Origin of the sequence: Prevotella sp. P5-64, assembly GCF_002251285.1 — a bacterium.
In the GTDB taxonomy this organism is placed as follows: Bacteria; Bacteroidota; Bacteroidia; order Bacteroidales; family Bacteroidaceae; genus Prevotella.
In genome coordinates this window covers 24,770-46,499 of sequence record NZ_NPJK01000071.1, presented here as the reverse complement: position 1 = coordinate 46,499, position 21,730 = coordinate 24,770, and the positions used below count along the sequence as shown (strand labels likewise).

At 44.4% G+C, this 21,730-nt stretch carries 24 protein-coding genes and 2 tRNA genes; 17 read left to right on the top strand and 9 right to left on the bottom strand.

Features of this window, described 5'->3' with window-relative positions; translation table 11 throughout:
* The first annotated feature begins 165 nt into the window (after positions 1-165).
* The 4 genes from CIK87_RS12740 (at position 166) to CIK87_RS12725 (ending at position 3,580) form a co-directional block, all read left to right on the top strand.
* On the top strand, positions 166-489 hold the full coding sequence (locus CIK87_RS12740; RefSeq protein WP_094387476.1) for a hypothetical protein: 324 nt from the start codon (positions 166-168) through the stop codon (positions 487-489).
* 438 nt (positions 490-927) lie between these two features.
* On the top strand, positions 928-1,476 hold the full coding sequence (gene rfbC / locus CIK87_RS12735) for a dTDP-4-dehydrorhamnose 3,5-epimerase (protein WP_022311482.1): 549 nt from the start codon (positions 928-930) through the stop codon (positions 1,474-1,476).
* A complete protein-coding gene (locus CIK87_RS12730; RefSeq protein ID WP_022311483.1) occupies positions 1,476-2,792 on the top strand; it encodes a UDP-glucose/GDP-mannose dehydrogenase family protein in 1,317 nt (438 codons plus the stop codon). Before rfbC ends, CIK87_RS12730 begins: the two co-directional genes overlap by 1 nt.
* Positions 2,789-3,580, top strand: a complete 792-nt coding sequence (locus tag CIK87_RS12725; protein ID WP_094387475.1) for a DUF4738 domain-containing protein — start codon at positions 2,789-2,791, stop codon at positions 3,578-3,580. The genes CIK87_RS12730 and CIK87_RS12725 overlap by 4 nt, the downstream gene beginning before the upstream one ends.
* Positions 3,581-3,607: 27 nt before the next feature.
* On the opposite strand, the gene CIK87_RS12720 is transcribed toward CIK87_RS12725, so the two are convergent.
* The 4 genes from CIK87_RS12720 to CIK87_RS12705 all read right to left on the bottom strand — a co-directional run bounded on the left by CIK87_RS12720 (position 3,608) and on the right by CIK87_RS12705 (position 8,059).
* Positions 3,608-5,305 carry a putative transporter gene (locus CIK87_RS12720; RefSeq protein ID WP_022311485.1) on the bottom strand — a complete coding sequence of 566 codons (1,698 nt, stop codon included), beginning with the start codon at positions 5,303-5,305 and terminating at the stop codon, positions 3,608-3,610.
* Between the two features lie 31 nt (positions 5,306-5,336).
* On the bottom strand, positions 5,337-5,627 hold the full coding sequence (locus tag CIK87_RS12715) for a hypothetical protein (RefSeq protein WP_158216255.1): 291 nt from the start codon (positions 5,625-5,627) through the stop codon (positions 5,337-5,339).
* 67 nt (positions 5,628-5,694) lie between these two features.
* Positions 5,695-6,300: a DUF4840 domain-containing protein gene (locus tag CIK87_RS12710; protein ID WP_144008224.1), complete on the bottom strand. Its 606-nt coding sequence runs from the start codon at positions 6,298-6,300 to the stop codon at positions 5,695-5,697.
* A 112-nt stretch (positions 6,301-6,412) separates the two neighbouring features.
* Complete coding sequence (locus CIK87_RS12705) at positions 6,413-8,059, bottom strand: glycoside hydrolase family 10 protein (RefSeq protein WP_094387472.1); 1,647 nt, start codon at positions 8,057-8,059, stop codon at positions 6,413-6,415.
* Positions 8,060-8,162: 103 nt separating this feature from the next.
* Here CIK87_RS12705 and CIK87_RS12700 point away from each other — a divergent pair, with 103 nt between their 5' ends.
* From CIK87_RS12700 to CIK87_RS12660, 9 genes are all read left to right on the top strand, one after another.
* On the top strand, positions 8,163-9,683 hold the full coding sequence (locus CIK87_RS12700) for a carbon starvation protein A (protein WP_094387471.1): 1,521 nt from the start codon (positions 8,163-8,165) through the stop codon (positions 9,681-9,683).
* A 7-nt stretch (positions 9,684-9,690) separates the two neighbouring features.
* The gene (locus CIK87_RS12695) at positions 9,691-10,185 is read left to right on the top strand and encodes an outer membrane beta-barrel protein (RefSeq protein ID WP_094387470.1); all 495 of its coding nucleotides are present in this window, start codon (positions 9,691-9,693) and stop codon (positions 10,183-10,185) included.
* A 5-nt stretch (positions 10,186-10,190) separates the two neighbouring features.
* Positions 10,191-10,802: a recombination mediator RecR gene (gene recR, locus CIK87_RS12690; protein WP_094387469.1), complete on the top strand. Its 612-nt coding sequence runs from the start codon at positions 10,191-10,193 to the stop codon at positions 10,800-10,802.
* 2 nt (positions 10,803-10,804) lie between these two features.
* Positions 10,805-11,233 (top strand): hypothetical protein, encoded by a 429-nt coding sequence (locus CIK87_RS12685; RefSeq protein ID WP_094387468.1) that lies wholly within the window; start codon positions 10,805-10,807, stop codon positions 11,231-11,233.
* A complete protein-coding gene (locus tag CIK87_RS12680) occupies positions 11,208-12,389 on the top strand; it encodes a glycosyltransferase family 2 protein (RefSeq protein WP_094387467.1) in 1,182 nt (393 codons plus the stop codon). Before CIK87_RS12685 ends, CIK87_RS12680 begins: the two co-directional genes overlap by 26 nt.
* Complete coding sequence (locus CIK87_RS12675; protein WP_094387466.1) at positions 12,370-12,894, top strand: GNAT family N-acetyltransferase; 525 nt, start codon at positions 12,370-12,372, stop codon at positions 12,892-12,894. Before CIK87_RS12680 ends, CIK87_RS12675 begins: the two co-directional genes overlap by 20 nt.
* 73 nt (positions 12,895-12,967) lie before the next feature.
* Positions 12,968-13,041: transfer RNA gene (locus CIK87_RS12670), tRNA-Asp, on the top strand.
* Between the two features lie 29 nt (positions 13,042-13,070).
* Positions 13,071-13,144 (top strand) — tRNA-Asp (locus CIK87_RS12665).
* A gap of 146 nt (positions 13,145-13,290) precedes the next feature.
* Entirely contained in the window at positions 13,291-13,674 is a 384-nt protein-coding gene (locus CIK87_RS12660) for a DUF1573 domain-containing protein (RefSeq protein ID WP_022311494.1), read from the top strand.
* Between the two features lie 64 nt (positions 13,675-13,738).
* On the opposite strand, the gene CIK87_RS12655 is transcribed toward CIK87_RS12660, so the two are convergent.
* Together CIK87_RS12655 and CIK87_RS12650 are read right to left on the bottom strand one after the other, a co-directional pair.
* Positions 13,739-14,914, bottom strand: a complete 1,176-nt coding sequence (locus CIK87_RS12655) for an MFS transporter (protein WP_144007796.1) — start codon at positions 14,912-14,914, stop codon at positions 13,739-13,741.
* Positions 14,884-15,516, bottom strand: a complete 633-nt coding sequence (locus tag CIK87_RS12650) for an HAD family phosphatase (RefSeq protein ID WP_094387464.1) — start codon at positions 15,514-15,516, stop codon at positions 14,884-14,886. The genes CIK87_RS12655 and CIK87_RS12650 overlap by 31 nt, the downstream gene beginning before the upstream one ends.
* Positions 15,517-15,625: 109 nt before the next feature.
* Here CIK87_RS12650 and rsmG point away from each other — a divergent pair, with 109 nt between their 5' ends.
* Genes rsmG through CIK87_RS12630 form a run of 4 tightly spaced genes read left to right on the top strand, consistent with a single transcriptional unit; the run spans position 15,626 to position 17,945 of the window.
* A complete protein-coding gene (gene rsmG, locus CIK87_RS12645; protein ID WP_022311497.1) occupies positions 15,626-16,246 on the top strand; it encodes a 16S rRNA (guanine(527)-N(7))-methyltransferase RsmG in 621 nt (206 codons plus the stop codon).
* The gene (locus tag CIK87_RS12640; protein WP_022311498.1) at positions 16,240-16,881 is read left to right on the top strand and encodes an MBL fold metallo-hydrolase; all 642 of its coding nucleotides are present in this window, start codon (positions 16,240-16,242) and stop codon (positions 16,879-16,881) included. The genes rsmG and CIK87_RS12640 overlap by 7 nt, the downstream gene beginning before the upstream one ends.
* On the top strand, positions 16,878-17,456 hold the full coding sequence (ruvC, locus tag CIK87_RS12635) for a crossover junction endodeoxyribonuclease RuvC (RefSeq protein ID WP_022311499.1): 579 nt from the start codon (positions 16,878-16,880) through the stop codon (positions 17,454-17,456). Before CIK87_RS12640 ends, ruvC begins: the two co-directional genes overlap by 4 nt.
* Before the next feature lie 54 nt (positions 17,457-17,510).
* Positions 17,511-17,945 carry a hypothetical protein gene (locus tag CIK87_RS12630; RefSeq protein ID WP_254046448.1) on the top strand — a complete coding sequence of 145 codons (435 nt, stop codon included), beginning with the start codon at positions 17,511-17,513 and terminating at the stop codon, positions 17,943-17,945.
* Between the two features lie 91 nt (positions 17,946-18,036).
* Here the strand turns inward: CIK87_RS12630 and CIK87_RS12625 are convergent, their stop codons facing one another.
* Genes CIK87_RS12625 through CIK87_RS12615 form a run of 3 tightly spaced genes read right to left on the bottom strand, consistent with a single transcriptional unit; the run spans position 18,037 to position 21,710 of the window.
* On the bottom strand, positions 18,037-20,124 hold the full coding sequence (locus tag CIK87_RS12625; protein ID WP_094387462.1) for an alpha amylase C-terminal domain-containing protein: 2,088 nt from the start codon (positions 20,122-20,124) through the stop codon (positions 18,037-18,039).
* Between the two features lie 4 nt (positions 20,125-20,128).
* Positions 20,129-20,578 (bottom strand): YhcH/YjgK/YiaL family protein, encoded by a 450-nt coding sequence (locus CIK87_RS12620; protein WP_094387461.1) that lies wholly within the window; start codon positions 20,576-20,578, stop codon positions 20,129-20,131.
* Positions 20,579-20,594: 16 nt separating this feature from the next.
* Entirely contained in the window at positions 20,595-21,710 is a 1,116-nt protein-coding gene (locus CIK87_RS12615; protein WP_094387460.1) for a phosphatidylinositol-4-phosphate 5-kinase, read from the bottom strand.
* Between the last annotated feature and the right edge of the window lie 20 nt (positions 21,711-21,730).

Below are 21,730 nucleotides of genomic sequence, written 5' to 3'. Positions count from 1 at the left end.
GCATCGTGGGGTAAGGGGATGGTGGCTACATATTGATGTTGTGCTGTTGCTTTTTACTGAAAGCTGCTACTAACGACTCATAAATCTACCCTTAATCGTGTATTGGATGATAGTTGCGGATTTTAGGGAATCTTAATAAATGGGCAAACATCATGCTCAACCGCAATGTTTGTTGGCACATATAGCGCAACAGAAATCGAAGCCGATGACAAATACAGATTGTTAGGCGGTAATGACGGTACTGTGATTGCAAATGTCAGTGAAACCGGCACACTCAAAGGTACCCGCTGCTACTTTTTGTTCCCATCTGGTTCGCAGCAGGTTAACAAAAGCATAGGCTTGGACTTACCTACAGCCATCCACCCCAACACCTATACCGAGAAACAAGCCAATGGAGTGTATACATTGCAAGGCATAAAGATAAACGATACCACCAACCTACCTTCTGGCATCTACGTAAGAAACGGCAAAAAGTTCATTATCAAATAAATTCACATCTATGAAAAAAGAATATATACATCCAGAGATAATTCGCATTACATTGCCATCCGATTTATTGGGCCAAAATTTTGCCACTTCGTCTGGAGTAAGCGCAAGCCCAGGAAATGCACGCGCTCCACTCCATCACCATTCGGAAGACAACAATGACCCAGAGTGGGATTGACAAGTTAACAATAAGCACTACCTTCAAGCACGCCTCGCATACCAAGGCGTGCTTTCTTGTTATTGCCACGCAATAGGATTGGACGTTTCAGCTCTGTTTGACCATATATATTAACAACAATAGTTATGAATTGTGTAAAAAAAATGGACCGAAGTTAGCATATTGTCTATTTTTATCTTTACCTTTGCATAGATATCGCAACTATCACACGATAGCAATAATTTGCGATGAAAGAAAAAAGAACAATAAGCAACAAACAGACTATGGAATATATAGAAACCGAAATTCAAGGTGTATATATTATTAAGCCCAAGGTGTTTTTTGACGCTCGAGGATATTTCTACGAGGCTTGGAAGCAAGATGAATTTGAGCAGAATGTCGGGAAAATCAATTTTGTACAGGACAATGAGTCCAAATCGGGATACGGCATTCTCCGTGGTTTACATTACCAGGAGGGCGAGTATTCGCAAGCCAAGCTGGTAAGAGTAATTAAGGGCAAAGTGATAGATGTTGCCGTTGACTTGCGTAAGAATTCACCGACATTCGGCCATCATGTGATGGTGGAACTAAGCGAAGAAAACAAACAACAGCTCTTTATTCCCCGCGGATTTGCACATGGTTTCCTTGTGCTTAGCGAAGAGGCAATCTTTACCTATAAGGTGGACAACATCTATGCCCCCCAACACGAGGCGAGCATAAGATGGAATGATGAAACATTAGGAATAGAATGGCCAATTGACCCTGACAAGGTGATAACAAGCGCCAAGGACTTGGCGGGCAAATCATTTAAGGAAGCTAAATTATTTGAATAATGAATATAGCAATAGTTGGAACAGGTTATGTAGGTCTTGTGTCAGGCACATGCTTTGCAGACACGGGCGCTACAGTTACATGTGTCGATGTAGATGCCAAGAAGATTGAACGCCTGAAGAACGGACAGATTCCTATCTACGAACCCGGATTGGATGAACTGGTAACAAAGAATATCAAAGCAGGCAGATTGAAGTTTTCGACATCATTGGCAGATATTATCAATGACCAGCAGATTATTTTTTCGGCTGTAGGCACCCCACCCGACGAGGACGGCAGCGCCGATTTGAAGTACGTGCTTCAGGTGGCCAAGACCATTGGCGAAAACCTCAATAAATATATGGTAGTGGTGACCAAGAGCACAGTGCCCGTGGGCACTGCCAAGAAAGTCAGAGCCACTATCCAGCAAGAACTTGACCGCCGAGGCGTAGACATTACCTTTGATGTGGCCAGCAATCCTGAGTTTCTCAAGGAGGGCAATGCCATCAAAGACTTCATGAGCCCCGACCGTGTAGTGGTAGGCGTAGAAAGCGACCGGGCCAAGGAGCTTCTGACAAGATTGTACAAGCCCTTCCTGCTCAACAATTTCCGCGTCATATTTATGGATATTCCCAGCGCCGAAATGACCAAGTATGCCGCCAATTCGATGCTTGCTACACGTATTTCTTTTATGAATGACATCGCCAATCTCTGCGAGAAAGTTGGAGCCGATGTCAATATGGTCAGAGCGGGCATAGGAAGCGACACGCGTATCGGTCGTAAATTCCTCTACGCAGGCTGCGGATACGGCGGAAGCTGTTTCCCAAAAGATGTCAAAGCCCTTATCAAGACCGCCGACGACAACGGATATTCCATGGAAGTACTCAAAGCCGTAGAACGTGTCAACGAGCAACAGAAGCGTGTCTTGTTTGACAAGCTCACATCTGTCTTTTCCGGCGAATCCCTCAAGGGCATAACTGTTGCCCTGTGGGGCCTTTCGTTCAAGCCCGAGACCGATGATATGCGAGAGTCTACCTCACTGGTAATCATCAAGAAACTGCAGGAAGCCGGCTGCCGCATCAAGGTGTATGACCCTGTGGCTATGGATGAATGTCAGCGAAGAATTGGCGACAGCGTTGAATACGCTACAGATATGTATGACGCCGCCAATGGTGCTGACGCGTTACTGTTACTTACTGAATGGAAGGAATTCCGTCTGCCTAATTGGGACGTTATAGGCAAGATTATGAACCGCCGCATACTGCTTGATGGTCGTAACATCTTCGAACCCAGCGAACTTGAAGCAGCTGGCTTTGTTTATCACTGCATTGGACGATGAAGAAGTTTACAATCTTTGCAGCTACCTTGCTGCTAATCTTGTCGTGCAGCCAACAGCCGCACACCAAAAAGATTATACAGGAAGACAGGGCTGCCAAAAGGATGCTACAGGGAATCTGGATAAACGAGGACGGAGAAGACGTTGCCTTCCGGGTTAAGGGTGATACCATTTTCTACCCCGACACAACAAGTCTGCCTGTCTATTTCCAGATTATCGACGACACGCTGGTACTGCATGGTGCCAAGGAGGCCAAATATCACATCCAGAAACAAGCGGAGCATCTGTTTGTCTTCGAGAACCAGTCTGGAGAGCACATCACCCTGACCAAGAGCGAGGATGCCTCGGACATCTACTACTTCGGCAGCCGCAAAACTATTGCGCTCAACCAGCGACAGCTTATCAAGCGCGACAGTGTCATCAAGGCTGGCGAACTCCAGTACCATTACTATGTGCAGGTAAACCCTACAACGTATAAAGTGGTCAAGACTACTTATAATGACGAAGGTGTAGGTGTCGACAATGTGTATTACGACAACATTGTCCACCTGAGCATTTACCAAGGAGCCAAGCGCATCTATTCAAGCAACTTTGCTAAGGGTGATTTCACCGATTTGGTTCCCAAGGAGTATCTTTCGCAGAGTATTCTGAGCGACATCACATTCTACAAGTCCACCGCAGACAGTATGATATTCATCGCTTCGCTGGCCATCCCCGACGCTTCGACGTCGTTCCAAATAAAAGTGATTATATACAATAATGGAAAAAGAAAAATGCAGGTTTTCGATTGAAACCTGCATTTTTCTTTTTGCTATCTATCAGAAACCTCCACAACAGAACAGCACGATAATCTGGGCTGTGAAAATTCTCAAGAACATACTTAACGGATAAACGGTCGAATAGCCTACCGAGGGTTCCTCCTTCGAGCACACCGAGTTGGCATAAGCCAATGCAGGTGGGTCAGTATACGTACCAGCCAGCATACCCATAATGGTAAAGTAGTTGAACTTATACTTCAGGCGTGCTATAGTACCTATAATAAGAATAGGGATGATAGTAATCAGGAAGCCGGTATAAACATATTTGAGACCGTCGCCCTGGACTACAGTATCCCAGAAGTGGGCACCAGCCTTGACGCCAACGGCTGCAAGGAACAATGCCAATCCTATCTCTCTCAACATCATATTTGCCGATGTCGTGGTATATGTAACCAGTCGCATGCGATAACCGAAACGACCGATAAGAATAGCTATGATAAGAGGTCCGCCGGCAATACCCAGCTTGAGAGGCACGGGCATACCTGGTATGGCGAATGGGAGGCTACCGAAGACAATACCTACAATGATACCGATAAAGATGGTCGCAATATTTGGTGCATCAAGACGCTTGATAGAGTTACCCATCAGCTCAGCCACACGATTGACATTGTCCTCGGGACCGACAACCATGATGCGGTCGCCTACATGGAAGTGGTGACGACGACTGGCAAAGAGGTCGATACCCTGGCGGGTGATACGGGTAACGTTGACGCCATGTACACTGGAGAAGTGCATCTTGCCCAGGGTCTTACCGTTCATCGAGGGATTGGTAATTACAATACGCTTAGACACCAGAGGCTGCTTCTCATTATCCTCAGGGAACGGATTGTCGATAGCAGGGCCGATAAACGCGCGGATAGCTTCAGCGTCGTGCTCGGCACACACGATATTCATCTCATCATCCAAATCGAGAATAGTATTCTTGTTAGGAATCACGACCTCGCCATTGTGAAGCAGACGCGAGCACACGATATCACGATTGAGGAACTCGGAAATCTGCTGCAGTTTCTTGCCAGCAAGATAAGAGTTGCTCACCTTCAGGTGCATAGAAAACGGCTTCTCGTGAGGGTTCTCATTTTCCAACGCCTGCAGCTGCTCATTCTCATCCTCCAGACGTATCTTGCAGATGTAGCGGATGGCAATGGTAGCACCGATAATGCCAAGTACACCCAAGGGGTAAGCACAGGCATATCCCGAAGCGATGGAAGGCACCTTGTCTGCAGGGAAGACCGAAGTAAGGGCCTCATTGGCTGCACCCAAACCAGGTGTGTTGGTTACCGCGCCATACAACGTTCCGACCATCATAGGCAGATTGTTGACATCCGTAGTATCGAAAAAGAGATAATAGCAGGCAAACATCACGCCAATATTAAGCAGGACAGCTGCCGTGGACAAGAGGTTGAGAGTAACGCCGCCCTTCTTGAAACTCTCAAAAAAGCCAGGGCCAACCTGCAGACCAATCATAAACACAAAGAGGATGAGACCGAAGTCCTGAATAAACGTCAGGATATCGACGGGAGCCGTAAAGCCGACATGTCCAGCAATGATACCTGCGAACAAAACAAAGGTTACACCCAACGAAATGCCACAAATCTTGATTTTACCCAACAACACGCCTACTGCAATCACTATCGAAAACAGAAGGACTATGTGGGCAACCGAATTTTGCTGTGTAAAAAGATTAATGAGCCAATCCATAAATTATATCATTTGTTATTTTCCTACAAAGTTACTGCATTTTTTTCTTTTTCATAGTATCAAAATTGTTTTTTTTAACTTTCACTGCTCCGCAGCTCCATTCCAGACTGTTGTTTCCTGCATTTATATTCCCTTTTATCAAATATATCCCAAAAGCGAAGCGCGAATTGATAAAATCATGGTTTGATATTTTCAATTCATGTTTTGAATAATTTATTTCAGACTTTGAAACTATCGCCAGCGCCATCGCAACTGGTTTTGCCTTGCCGCCACTCTTGATTGCGACATCGCCTCTATACATCAGAAAGGCCGTAACACTCACACTGGAATGTCACGGCCCTCCCCTATCTTCTACCGCCGCGGTCATCTACACAGCGACAAACGTGCTGCTACTTATTAGGCGTAAACAACAGCATCGGAATATTGGTAGTAGAAAGATATTTTTCCTTATAGGTTCCATCCTCGTAGATACCGGCACCGACGAGGTGTATCTCCATCCTTTGGGTTGGCACATCATACACTCCGAACGAATTGGCAATACCATAAAACGCCAGTTGAACCTTGTGACTTTGGCCGCCATAGGTGATATTGTATGCAGGCGCATCAACACCGACGTAGAAAAGGACTGGTGACAAGCCAACGAAATGGATTTTGCACTTCACATCCTGGTAAGGCTGCTGCAACAGGGCTTCCTTGAGTTCGTTGTCGGTAATAAACTCGGCAAATGGCTCCACGGCAAAGTTATGTATGGTCAGCGTGCTGTCGGTATCAATCGTCCAGCTGATATCTACAGTATCGGTTTTGGTCTGATAGTTTCCGATATTCTTCAGATATACCATCTTGCCTGTATGATATCCTCTCACGGTCAAGAAAGCACTTTGGATTTCCTGCTTTGTAAGTTCACGGTACGAGTTGCTTTCATTGCATGATACCATCATCAAGGCCATCATGATAAAACCCGCCAAGACGGCGGCTGTCTTTCTGTTTCTTTTCATTTTCTTGTTATGTTGATAATTATAAATATAGCTTTTTCGCTTTGTAAATGCGACTTTAGGGAAATCTTGCACGGCAAACAGTTAAACAACGTTAACCGCGCCATTCCTCGCACTATCGGCGGATTACGAAATAGCCACAGCGATGTCTCACTCCCCTACTTGTCAAGACATAGAGGTGGTACACGCCAGGAGCAATCTTGCTCACATCCAGAGTCTGCCCCTTCCAGGCGCTTGTCAGGACAGGATTGCCCAGAACATCGGTCACCAGCAACACTACATTGCGCTCCCAAACTTCCTGTGAATGTGGCAAAATCAATTTGCGCCCATCACAGCTGAGTGCCGCAGAAGGATTGGCAAAGGACAAATCGCCCCGAGGCTCCATTTGCAGAGCGCCACTCTCTACACCATATCGATTCATAGCCGTCACAGCATAATACAACCGGTCCGAGTTGCCCACCTTTACCGCATTGCCGCTAACGCGGGCAGCTATAAGATTGCGTCCGTCTGTGATATCTACAGGATGGGAGGGAGACGAATACACATTATAATATATATCCCCACCTGTTACCGTCTTCTGCCAGGTCAGGACATGATTGCGGCCAAGAGCCAAGCATGTAGGGGCAGCGGGTGCAGTGCTGCTGGCCCATGTCATTGGCGGCACAAGGGCCGGTGAGGCGTTATGCTTTAATGTAAAATCGTAAATGCCCTTGGTATTGTCTGTAAAGAACTTGCTCCTGAAGAAGGCGTGCCCCAAACCATACTGGCGCAGCACATGCATCTCGCGCGAGATAATCTCCAGTGGCCAGTCCTTCTCCTTGGGTGACAGAAAATAGATGCCCAAGCCAGGAGTGACGATGCGCCCATAACTGTTTTCGCTCCAATCGATGGCAAATGGAAAGAACTGGCGTCCCTGAAAGTACATCATCGGAAACAGCTGGTCCATCAACCCATCCCGCAGCCATCCTTGTGCATCCTGGCACACGCGCCTATAGGCATTCCATCCATAACTCTGATACCGGGTCAGGTCATCATGCTTGCCAATGGGCGCACTGCTCAGTTTGACATAAGGTTTGATGGGCTTTATACGGTCATGTATCGCCTTGACGATACGAGTAATGAAACTGCGGCCCTGAGTAGGCGTGACTTTGATATTCCAATTCTCAGGATAGCGGATATAATCGAGATGGATTCCATCAACATCATAATTTCTGACTATCTCCTCGCAAATGTCTGCAATATAGCCGGCCGTCTGTGGCATCTCGGGATTGAGAAAACCCTCATCCCCTATCCTCTTCAGCATCTTCAGATTTCGCTTGCGCAAATTGCGGCAACCGGCTCCATTCCATTTGCCAACAGGAATGGCCACCACCCAGGCATGCAGTTCCATGCCACGACGATGACACTCATCGATTGCAAAGGCAAGAGCATCATAACCGGGACTCTTGCCAGGCCGACCGCTCAGACAACCATCCCAAGGCTCGTAGACTGAAGGATAAATAGTGGTGGCACGAATACGCGTCTGCAACAACACCTGATTGATACCCGCCTTTTGCAACTTGTCTAAGATGGCAACCAGTTCCCGCTTCTGCCTGTCTATCGAAGATGAAGTCTGGGCATAAGAGTGCGGCCAGTCTATCCCTCCGATAGTGGCAAGCCAGACAGCCCGCGCCTCATACTTGGGCGAAGGCTGATTGAACTGGGCTAATAACGGCGTATATATGGATATCAGGAGATATAAAAGAAGTAATCTAACTTTCATTGTTCAATTTTTCCGCAAAGATACTTAACTTTTTTGTATTTAGTTTGCGATTAGAACAAAATCTATTAACTTTGCAACAAATATAAGCTAAATTAGCGGAAAGATGATTTCTTTTATAATGGCCTTGATAGCCCTCATACTCGGCTATTGTATTTATGGGCGTATCGTCGAGCGCGTGGCCGGTCCCACCGACAACCCAACCCCAGCCATCAGCCACGCTGACGGCATTGACTATATCGCCATGCCTTCATGGCGGGTTTTTATGATACAATTTCTAAACATCGCCGGAACAGGTCCTATCTTTGGTGCCATTATGGGTGCATGGTATGGTACAGCCGCCTATCTCTGGATAGTATTTGGCTGTATTTTTGCAGGCGCCACGCACGATTACTTTGTGGGAATGTTAAGCATACGCCACGGCGGTGCCAACATGCCAGCACTGGTGGGCACCTATCTGGGAACAACAGCCAGAAGGATAATGCTCGTCTTCTCTGTCTTCCTGTTGCTCATGGTCGGCGTTGTGTTTGTATATAGCCCGGCTCTACTTCTGAAGAATTACTGCCTCACCACCACTTGGTGGGTCATCATCATCTTCGGTTACTACATCCTGGCGACAATCCTTCCCATTGACAAGGTAATAGGAAAGATTTATCCATTATTTGCCATTTCCCTCATATTCATGGCATTTGCACTTATGGTCATGCTGTTTGTCAAGATGCCGGCTTTACCCGAGATATGGAGCGACTTGGAAGCCTCTAACAGGAACACCCCTGCCTCGCTGTTAGGCACAGATACATTCTTCAGCAACAACCCCTTGTTTCCTTGCCTATTTCTCACTATTGCCTGTGGAGCTATAAGCGGCTTCCATGCCACACAAAGTCCGCTCATGGCGCGCTGCATCACATCTGAGCGTTTGGCACGCCCCATATTTTACGGTGCGATGATAACCGAAGGCATCGTGGCCTTGATTTGGGCAGCAGTATCTTCATACTTCTTCTACTATGGCGGCTGGCGCGAGGTGGTTGACCCGCAGACAATCAGTGATTTCCTGGCACAGGCAAACGATGCTGACGGCAAATCACTGATACAATACTTCACTGCTCCCGACGTGGTCAACAATGTCTGTACGGGCTGGCTGGGAGTAATAGGAGGACTGCTGGCCCTGCTGGGAGTGGTCGCCGCTCCAATCACCAGTGGAGACACCGCTTTTAGATCAGCCAGACTCATCATAGCAGAGGCAATGAATGCCAGCCAGAAGCAATTGGGCAAGCGGTTTATGATTGCTTTGCCATTATTTGCCGTCGGACTGGGCTTGCTCGTATGGCAGATAGAAAACAAAGACGGTTTCAACACCATCTGGCAATGGTTCGGATGGTCAAATCAGACTCTGGCAGTCTTTGCCTTATGGACTATCACGGTATATCTGGCCAAGCAGCATAAGTGTCACTGGTTCACATTTGTGCCAGCGGCATTCATGACAATGGTATGTACGACTTACATCCTCATCAGCGACAAAGCCCTGCATCTCCCAGCTGGCTTAAGCTACACATTAGGAGGGCTGCTTACCGCTGCGTTGACGATTATATATATAATATGGTATAAGAAACAAACAACAAAAAGATAACATTTGCATTATGAAGAAAATAGTATTATCATTAACGATGCTTGTTGTCGCACTGACAGCCAGCGCACAGTTTCAACAAGGTAAAGGATATATAGGCGCTTCGCTTAGCGGACTCAACCTATCATACAACAGCGAGAACGGATTGAACCTCGGCGTACAGGCCAAGGCAGGTTACCTGTTTGCAGACAATTGGATGCTCTTGGGCGAGGTAGGCTATGACCACTATGGCAAAGATAAGATAGCTGACCAGGCAGCAATAGGCGTGGGATTCCGTTATTACATCATCCAGAACGGTCTCTTCCTCGGCGCAAATTGCAATTTTGTGCACAGCAATCATAACTACAACGACATTATGCCCAGTGCTGAAGTTGGTTATGCCTTCTTCATCAACCGCTCGGTAACCATCGAGCCTTCAGTGTATTACAAACATTCATTCAAGGATAGCGACCACTCCACAATCGGACTTAAGGTGGGCATCGGCGTTTACCTGTTTGACGATTAATCGCGGTGGAACAGCAATATCCATCGACCCTATTGGAAAAAGCCGTCTCCGAGTTCTCCAAACTACCAGGTATCGGGCGCAAGACAGCACTAAGACTTGTACTGCACCTCTTACGGCAGAGCGAAGAAAGCGTTGACGGTTTCACCAGCGCCATCGGCACTTTGCGTCATAATGTAAAGTATTGCAAGGTGTGTCACAACATCAGCGATACTGACATCTGTCCGATATGCTCTGATGCACATCGCGACACAAGGACAATATGTGTAGTGGAAAACATCCGCGACGTGATGGCGATAGAGAACACTCAGCAATATCGGGGACTATACCATGTCTTAGGTGGCATAATATCCCCGATGGACGGCATCGGCCCTGGAGATATAGAGATAGCTTCGCTCGTAGAACGCGTGGAGCGTGACGATATAGGCGAAATCATCCTGGCACTCAGCCCCACAATGGAGGGCGACACAACCAACTTTTATATATCCAGAAAATTGGCACACACAAATGTGAATATCAGCGTCATCGCACGAGGCATTTCTATCGGCGACGAATTGGAATATACCGACGAAGTGACACTGGGCCGTTCTATACTCAATCGTATTCCTTTCAGCAAATAAAAATGGAAACTATTCAGAAGAAATTACAACTCATATTTTGGATTCCAATCGCACTTTCGGCGATCATAATTGTATCAGGCGAGTTGGACATCATACCCAATGGCATCCTGGCCAATGACAAGCAAGTGGAGTTTGTCATCATGTCAATGATGGAGATTCTCACGATTATTGCGATTCCTGTAGCCTTGAAACTCTTCAAGTTCAAAGCCATCGCCAACAAACTGGCTTCTGACACCTTGCTTCATTTCGAGCGTTGGGGAATTGTACGACTATGCCTGCTCAACGTGCCCATGGTAATCAATCTGGTATGCTACTACCTTTTTGTCGGTGCCGGCTTCGGGTATCTTGCCATCATCCTGTTCCTGAGCCTTTTCTTCGTATATCCATCATTGTCGCGCTGTTACAATGAAACTGACGGTCATAATAGTTAACTACAACGTAAAGTTTTATGTGGAGCAGTGCCTATACTCGTTGCGCAAAGCGCTAACGGGAATAGACGCCGAAATATGTGTTGTCGACAATTGTTCGAATGACGGCAGCATAGACTACCTCAAGCCGCGTTTTGATGACGTTGTTTTCATCCAAAACCAAGAGAACATGGGGTTCTCACGCGCCAACAACATAGCCATAAGGCGCTCCCAAAGCAAGTACGTGCTCCTGCTGAATCCGGACACAATGGTAGGCGAAGACACCATTCGCCAGACTATCGCGTTTATGGACAGTCATGAGCGGGCTGGTGCTTTAGGAGTCAAGATGCTAAACACAGACGGCAGCGTGGCCAAAGAATCACGTAGAGGCATACCCTCGCCTGCCACTGCCTTCTACAAGATGTGCGGGTTGTGCGAACGCTTTCCAGCTAACCGGACATTTGCCCACTATTATATGAGCTACCTCCCATGGAACGAGGCTTCCAAAATAGAGATTGTAAGCGGTGCGTTTTGCCTGCTGCGCAAATCTACGCTGGAAGATGTAGGCCTGCTCGATGAAGACTTCTTCATGTATGGAGAAGACATAGACTTGTCGTATCGCATACATAACAAAGGATGGGATGTATGGTATTACCCGACAGAAATACTCCACTACAAGGGGGAAAGCACGCAAAAAACATCGTTTCGCTATGTACACGTGTTTTATGAGGCAATGCTTATATTCTTCAACAAGCATTATTCCCACCTGAGTTTTCTTTTCTCTCTTCCCATACAAATGGCAATTTACTCGAAGGCACTATCTACTCTGATTAGTGTCAAAATGAGCAAATTCTATTCAACCTTCAAAAACGAGAAGCTCAAAGTGGCTGCCCCCATAAGCTACATTTGTGTCGTACCCATGGAGAATAGAGAACTGTGTAATAAAATCGCATCTGCAAACGGCTTAGACCCAAACTACATTACAGATTTAGATGACATAGAGTATAACGAACTCAACGAGACAGCCCTTACATATATTATATATGATGTGTCTGCCTTTGCCCTTCAGCAGATATTCAAGAGTGCGACATCGTCTGCCCACCCAAGAGTGAAGATGGGCTTTTTCAACCCATTGTCGCATACGATTATCACCGAAAAAAATGTATTCAATGACCAATAGCCTGCCAACAGTCAAGCTAAGAGCTTTAGAGCCAGAAGACTTGGAGTTCTTCTATAGTATAGAAAATGATCCCGAGTTATGGGATGTGAGCGACTATACGACCCCGTATTCACGATATGTCCTGCATGACTTTATTGCCAACAGTACATGCGACATATATAAAGACGGCCAAGTAAGGTGGGCCATCGAAAACGAAGAAGGCGAGGTTGTGGGCATGATAGACCTAACCAATTTTGACCCACATCACTCAAGAGCCGAGACGGGAATCGTCATTGCTAAAAAATACAGAAGAAACAAGTATGCCTTATCAGCCTTGCTACAGCTGATCAGTTATGCTGGCAGTGTGCTACACCTTCGCCAACTTTATGCACTCATAAATACTGACAATGAACGTTCTGTGTCTTTGCATGAATATGTCGGCTTTGTCAAAGGGACAATACTTAAAGATTGGTTCCGCACTTCAAACGGTTTTGCAGACGCATATGCCATGCAATTATTTTTATAAAAATATGCGCAAGTATTTGGTGGATTAGAAAAATATTACTACCTTTGCACTCGCAAATAAGGAACAGGTAACTGGTGCGTTAGTTCAGTTGGTTAGAATACATGCCTGTCACGCATGGGGTCACGGGTTCGAGTCCCGTACGCACCGCAAGTTCTTCAGATGCAAAAAACTAACAAGGTGTGTTAGTTCAGTTGGTTAGAATACATGCCTGTCACGCATGGGGTCACGGGTTCGAGTCCCGTACACACCGCAGAAGAGTCTTAAGTTCTTACTTAAGACTCTTTTCGTTTATAGCAAACAAACACTAAGTTAATTAATAAATTATAAATAACCGCCGAAAACTGCCTATATTCATAATTTATCCCTAACTTTGCACAATATTAAATAATGATTGATATGAAAAAGATATTTTTATTGTTAATGATGCTGGCAAGCCTTGTCGCCTACGCGCAGCAGGAACAGCCAGAAATAAAGTTTGACAAGACCGTACATAACTTCGGCACGTTCAGTGAAAAGACACCTGTCCAGACTGCCGTTTTTGCATTCACTAATATCGGCAAAGCCCCTCTCATCATCAACCAGGCCATAGCCAGTTGCGGATGCACCATCCCCTCATATACAAAAGAGCCTATCATGCCCGGCGAAAAGGGAACTGTAAAAGTTACCTATAACGGGAAAGGCAAATTCCCTGGACATTTCAAGAAATCGATTACCATTAGGACTAACGGAAAAGTAGAAATGGTCCGTCTATATATAGAAGGAGATATGAAAGAAGAGTAACAAACAGTCCTATACGATAAGCAAAAAACTCATTCAAGCAGGTCTTGAATGAGTTTTTTGCTTATTACCTATTCTTGTGTTTCATAAACCAACGATGCAAGTAGAATACATATAGCATACATGCCATAATACTAATGGCAAGCGCAATCCATAAGGTGAGATACATCTCTCCGTGACATACCGCCAAGCCACCGACTACACCAAGTCCAATTCCCGTCTCCCAAGACAGAAAGTAACTACTCTGAGAAGTGCCACGTTGGCAATGAGTACTAAGTTTGATAAAGAACAAGAGAAAACGCGTACCTATCACCCCTACTCCCAACCCAAGCAATGTGGCTGAAATAGATATGACCTCATGACAACCAGAACGCTCAATGAGTAAAAACAATGCTATAATCATGGCAAGAAGAGCTGTTACCGCTTGACTCTTTAACTCGGCATTGACAAACGCAATCCTCTCTACAAGGACTGCCACAAACAATCCCAACAACATCCAAGCAAAAAAAGCAGCAGGCAACCGCAAGGTGTAAAGCATACCTACAACTACCATAATCAGTGCCAAACACACAAAGAGCATAACTCCGCCTGGCAAGAGAAAACGGTCCAAGCTACATCTTTCTATATTATCTGGAGGGGTCTTGAAAGGAAAGCGTATAACCGAAATAAGCAAGAGGGCCAATACTGACAACAGCACAGATAAAAGAAACGCGCGCTCAAGACTTACATGAGAAACCACCACAAGAGAGATCAGCGGGCCCAAAGCAACAGCAAGCCGACCGAACCAGTTGATATGATAATTAGCCTCTGTACGGAAATAAGACTGAACAGAATCAACGACCAGAGTAGAAAGCAAGACCATCTGTGCCAACCCGTAAACGGCACCTAATATGAATCGTAAGGCCACTACAAGTTCAAATCGAGCAGCCATTGGAGACGTGCGCAAATACAACATCATAAGGATATCGCCAATTAACAGCAAAATCGCATATTGACACACCCTTTTGCGACGATAACGCTCTACCAAATAACTTACAAATGGCCCAAAAGCATATAGACCCAGCACATACGCCCCCATTACAAGAGCCTGTGCCTGATAAGAGAAACCATTGATTCGCATATATGTCAACATTTCAGGTATCAACATATATACGCCTATTGAAAGTAAAGAATTGGCTATAGCCAAAAACCAGAATTCTTTATGCCAATGGCTCAGATGAATGGAGGTATTCTGTGTGTCCAATTTGAGAAATCATTGATTACTAAATCACAATAATCTGATATGGCTGAAGCACTATTTGTGGTAGCCAGTCCTACAACATACAAATTGGCAGCACGCGCCGCCTTCAGACCATTAAAACTATCTTCGAAGCCAATACATTCGTCAGGAAGTACACCCAAGACTTCGGCACCCTTAAGGTAACATTCGGGATGGGGCTTGCTATGGGAGAAGTCTTCAGAAGTAAGAATGGCGTCAAAATAATCCCGAAACTCAGGATGAGCCGCGTAGATACTTCTCATCTTTTCATTATTACTGCTTGTGACAATTGCCGTTTTGATATTTTTCTCTTTCAATGCCAAAACAAATTGCTGAAATCCGGGAACATAATCAAAATGCATATTCCGCTCAAATTCATTAAGACGACTTACAATCTGCGATTGTTCAGACTGAAGATGAGAAAAATACGCCGAAAATATCTGAGTCAAGGTTTGTCCCTTGATTCTCTTTGCAAAATCAGGAATATCAGAATGATACTGCCTGCCAATCTCTCCCCAAAAGAGCGTATATTGTGGCTCGGTATCAAATACGACACCATCCAAGTCAAAAAGCGCTGCTTTAATCATTATTCACTAAATAATTACTATTATTATGCAAAGTTACGACATTTTTATCGTAACTTTGCAAGGAACAAAAAGAAATTGATAATTAGCCGTTTAATTGTCATCAGACTATATGCAGATTATAACCAAATACTTCAACAAACTGAGTGAGGAACAAATTCAACAGTTTGCCAAACTCAAGGATTTATACAGAGATTGGAATGCAAAGATAAATGTAATATCACGCAAAGATATTGACAATCTCTACGAACACCACGTTCTTCACTCTCTCGCAATTGGAAAGTTTATTCATTTCAAGCCCGGTACTACCCTTCTTGACTTTGGTACTGGTGGCGGCTTTCCAGGTATTCCTCTTGCTATACTATTTCCCGAATGTAAGTTCAGGCTCATCGATGGAACTGGAAAGAAAATCATGGTGGCAACAGAAGTAGCCAAAGCAATAGGGCTGAAGAACGTCAACGCAGTCCATCTCCGCGGCGAGGAAGAAAAAGGAAAATTCGACTTTGTCGTGAGCAGAGCGGTCATGCCTCTACCTGACCTCGCCAAGATTGTGGCCAAAAATATTTCCAAGAAACAAAGCAATGCCCTCCCCAATGGTATTATCTGCCTCAAAGGAGGTGACTTGCAAGCAGAGATAAAGCCCTACTCCAATATTGCTGAAATTGCCCCCATCAGTAATTGGTTTGAAGAAGAATGGTTCAAAGAAAAAAACATATTATACATTCCATGCTGACAATAAAACGATTTACATGCAACATGTTGCAAGAGAATTGCTATGTGATAAGCGATGACACAAAGGAGTGTGTTATCTGTGATTGCGGAGCATACTCACAACATGAACGCCAAAGCATAATAGACTATATCAAAGAGCAGCAGCTCAAACCGGTGCACCTCATTGCCACACATGGCCATATTGATCATAATTTCGGTAATAATACTATTTATGAGCAATACGGTTTAATGCCAGAAGTGCACAAGGAAGACGAACAACTGATGGAAATGCTCGACAAGCAAGCGGAAGGTTTGGTCAATGTGACCCTTGACTACCAGATGCCCAATCCCGTGTATTTTGACGAGAATCATGTCATCAGATTTGGAACACATGAGTTTACAATTATTGAAACACCCGGCCATTCTCCTGGTAGCGTGTTCTTCTATTGCAAAGAAGAAAACGTTGCTTTCTCTGGCGACACATTGTTTAGACATGCCATTGGTCGCACGGATTTTATAGGAGGCTCAATGTTCCAGATAATACAAAGCCTTCGAATGATTTGCCAGCTTCCAGATACTACGAAAATATATCCTGGTCATGGCGAAACGACTACTATAGGCAATGAATTGGCCAGCAACCCGTATCTTGATAGATGACAGATAATGAACGCATCATTCTTGGTATAGACCCTGGCACAAATGTAATGGGTTATGGCGTCTTGAAAGCCGTCGGCAATAAAGCCCAACTTATGGCTTTAGGAGTAATAGATTTACGAAAAATGCACGACCCTTACATAAGATTAGGCAAGATTTTCGAAAGGATTACGGGAATTATCGACGAATATCTGCCCGACGAGATGGCTATAGAAGCTCCGTTCTTTGGGAAAAATGTCCAATCTATGCTGAAATTGGGAAGAGCTCAAGGAGTGGCAATTGCCGCAGCTATAAGGCGCGAAATCCCTATCCATGAATATGCTCCTCTTAAAATAAAGATGGCCATAACCGGACAAGGTCAGGCAAGCAAAGAGCAGGTGGCAGGAATGCTACAACGACTTCTCAAAATGGACGAGAAGGAAATGCCCAAGTTTATGGATGCAACTGACGCATTAGGTGTCGCTTATTGTCATTTTTTGCAACAGAATGCGCCACAAAGCGAGCATAAATACGGGAGTTGGAAAGATTTCGCGACAAGAAACCAAGACAGAATAAACAATATATCAAAGTTGAAGTAAACAGCAGAAGAAAATATGAGAACATTTTTAGTATCAATGTTGTTGCTATTGACAATGGCAACAAACGCAAGCGCTCAGGAAATCTACAAAGAGATTAAGCGCATCATGCAAAATCAAGAAGTCATCAAGTCGGATCCCAAGAAGACGCTTGACGAAAGGAAAATCGCAACATTCAAGTATGATGCCATATATTATATGATGGTGAAGGCTGGCGACAACCATGTAACAGCCTACGAATTAGGCAACCAGACGAGCGCAATGATAGACTTTGTCAATCTGTACATAAAGAGACTGTCAATGGAAAAGAAAAAGAATCAACGAAACATCATTATGAGCAGATTTAAAAAAGTCACTATCGAAAACGCATTGTTCAACGACATGGACAAAGACATTATTTATGCCTATGTTGACAACGACAACTTCATTACCCAATTCTCCTTGGACACAAACTGGGTTAAGGCACTTGAAGAAGTTCGCCGCAACAACTAAGCCAATACACGACTGGGCTTAATCTCAGTCATGAAATAAAAAAGAATGGCATTGTGGAAAAACACAGTGCCATTCTTTTTATAGGAAGGTATTACTCTTTTCGTCTTAATACGACCGCAGAGCGGGCTGGAATATAAAGCATCAACCACCCCTTATGGTCTTTAGCATACAACTTGTCGGAGTTGGTGAAATGGGTAATGGTATCATCAGCCAATCCATTTCCTCCATACAATTTAGAATCAGTGTTTAGCATCACTTCATACGCTCCCTCGGGCACGAGAAAGCCATAATCAGAATATGAGCGGGATGGAGAGAAATTGAATACAAATACCAGATCCCCACGCATATATGCGAGAATCTGATCACCATCATTATGCCATATTTCTTGCACAGCTGTCTTGTTGATGTTCTTTTCTGACTTCAATACACTAAGCATATCATGGTCAAAGTCGCCAAGATAGTGATAATCCAATTCCTTATTGTCTACAAGGTTCCACTGTCGGCGAGCATACTTATGGCTCCATCCGTTACCTTCACGCGGGAAATCAATCCATTCAGGATGTCCAAACTCATTTCCCATGAAATTCAGGTACCCTCCATTAATGGTAGAGGCCGTAACCAAGCGAATCATCTTATGAAGAGCGATACCACGTTGGGCGCACATATTCTCATCACCTTTCTTAAAATGCCAATACATATCGGCATCAACAAGACGGAATATTATGGTCTTGTCTCCGACAAGCGCCTGGTCATGGGATTCACAATAGGATATCGTCTTCTCATCAGACCTGCGATTGGTAACCTCCCAAAGAATGGAGCTTGGTTTCCAGTCCTCATCGCGTAACTCCTTGATGGTCTTAATCCAATAATCAGGGATATTCATTGCCATGCGATAGTCAAAGCCATAACCACCGTCAGCGAATTTGGCCGCTAAGCCAGGCATGCCACTTACTTCTTCAGCAATAGTAATCGCATGCTTGTTTACCTCATGAATAAGAATGTTAGCCAATGTAAGATAACAAATTGCATTGTCATCCTGATGCCCATTGAAATAATCTCCATAATTGGTGAATGCCTCACCCAACCCATGGCTATAATACAACATGGACGTTACTCCGTCAAAACGGAAGCCATCAAAATGGAATTCCGTCAACCAATACTTACAATTGGAAAGCAGGAAATGAACGACCTCGTCTTTGCCATAATCAAAGCATAAGCTGTCCCAAGCGGGATGCTCGTGACGCTCTCCCGGATAGAAGTACTGATTGGGGTCACCTGCAAGATTTCCAAGACCTTCTACCTCATTCTTGACAGCATGGGAATGAACAATATCCATGATTACAGCCACTCCGTGCTGATGGGCCTCGTCAATGAGCAGCTTCAGTTGCTCCGGAGTACCGAAACGCGACGATGAAGCAAAGAACGAACTGACATGATAACCGAAACTTCCATAATAAGGATGTTCCTGTATCGCCATAATCTGAATGCAATTATAGCCATCCTTGATTATACGAGGCAGAACATTGAGTCTAAACTCATCATAGGTTCCAACCTTCTCTGCATCCTGGGACATGCCGATATGACACTCGTAAATAAAGAGAGGATTGGTTTTAGGTACAAACGATTTCTTTTTCCATTTATAAGGCTGTTCCGGATTCCAGACTTGGGCGGAGAAAATCTTCGTTTCTTCATCCTGAACGACACGACGAGTCCATGCCGGGATACGCTCTCCCTCGCCACCTTCCCAATAGACATGCATCTTATAGAGGTCGCCATGATTTATGCTGTTTTCCGACAATTTCAACTCCCAATTGCCGGTACCTTTGATGCGCTTGCATCTATACTTGGGACTTTCCTTCCATTTATTAAAGTCACCTATCAGATAAATGTCAGTAGCATTGGGAGCCCATTCGCGGAACACCCAGCCTTTTTCAAGTTTATGCAATCCGTAATATTCATGTCCATTAGCAAAGTCTGATAATGTGGACTTGCCATTATCGGTATATTGAGAATATTTCCACTGAGCATGTTCATGCCTGCCACGAATAGCATCCTCAAAAGGAGCAAGATAGCCATCGCGCTTGACGATTCCTAAATGTTTAACTTGCTGACTCTTGGCCTGCTTTGCTGGAGAGTCAACTTTCAAGCCTTTTCTACAAGTTTTACTTGAAGTCACCATAACTTTAGATTTTTACTTTAAAAATTGCTTTCTTTATCTTTCGGGCGGTATCACCTATCATAGGTGCATGACCATCTTGAGGGAAAAAGATGGCAAACATACCAACTTGACACACAGGATAACACAAAGGCGTCAAGTCTGGGAAAAAGCCTATATCATTAACGGCATCAAAACCTTTAACATCTCTGTAGGTAATATCTATGTATCCGTATGTCTCCACTTCGGTCAAAGGAATCTGTATGTCTATCATTTCATGATGACACTCTACCTTGGCCTCATCTTTTGTTTTTCCAAAGCCCTCTTGGATGTTCACAAATATATTGTCACCATCAATTGGATAATGACCAGGCTCCATTGATTTCAAATCATTGGCTTTAAGATAATCAATGACTGTTTGAAAAGAACGGTTGAGAGCGACATACTTGGTAAGATTAGTCAAATTGTCAATTATCATAATTTCGTTTATTAAATTAATCTACTATTCTTCGTCCATGTTCATATTTGCCTTGAGCGACAATTTTTCCGTTGCGGTCTTTTTCCAAAAAACGGCCATTCCGCAGACCATCTGCATAAACACCCTCAAAGCGTTTACCATCTTTATCTTCTTCAATTGCAGGACCATTACGAAGTCCTTTCTTGTACATTCCTTTAAAGCGAGAACCATTTGCGAAATGGATTATCACTTCCCCATCAAACAAACCTTCTTTGAAATTGGCCTCAAATACATCGCCATTTTTCTTGACCAGCTTACCTTTGCCATGCTGACGGTCATTGCTCCAATATCCTATATAGGTGTCTCCATTGGACCAATAGAATGAGCCATATCCATTTTTCTCTCCATTCTGAAAGTTTCCAACATACTTGTCACCATTAGAGTACTTGAATATTCCTTCCCCTGTTCGTTCTCCTTGAACATATTTTCCTTCATAGTAATCACCATTCTGGAATTTGTAGATACCCAAGCCGTCCTGTATATCGTCTTTCCATTCTCCTATATATACATCCCCATCAGCATATCTGAAAGTTCCCTTTCCAGATCTCTGATTGTCAAGCCACATACCATCATACGTGGTGCCATTTCCCCAATCAAAGAATCCCTTACCCGATTTTTTATCATTATCCCAATTGCCATTATAATATGCACCACTTGCAAAAGTATATTTTCCCTTGCCATGGCGCTTATCCTTCTGCCAATTGCCTTCATATTTGTCACCATTATAATAATACATAACTCCATGGCCTTGCTGTTCATCGCGAAACCAAAGCCCGACATACTTATTGTTGGTAAGGAAATAATAAGTTCCGCGTCCGTGTTGCTGATTTTGAAACCACGAACCTTCATATCTCTCACCATCGGAGAAAGAGTATACGCCATAACCATTGCGCTTTCCTTTTACATATTCCCCTTCATAAGTGTCTCCGTTTGTATATACTGCAGAACCTTTACCATTGGGCTTCCCCCCCACCATTTCTCCTTTATATTGACCTCCATCAGAAGTTGTACACGAACCTAAATAAACTTTCTGCGCAGAAAGGAATAAAGGAAATAATAGAAGTATATATATAACAATTGCTTTCTTAGTCATAAATTAATAGAATTTATTGC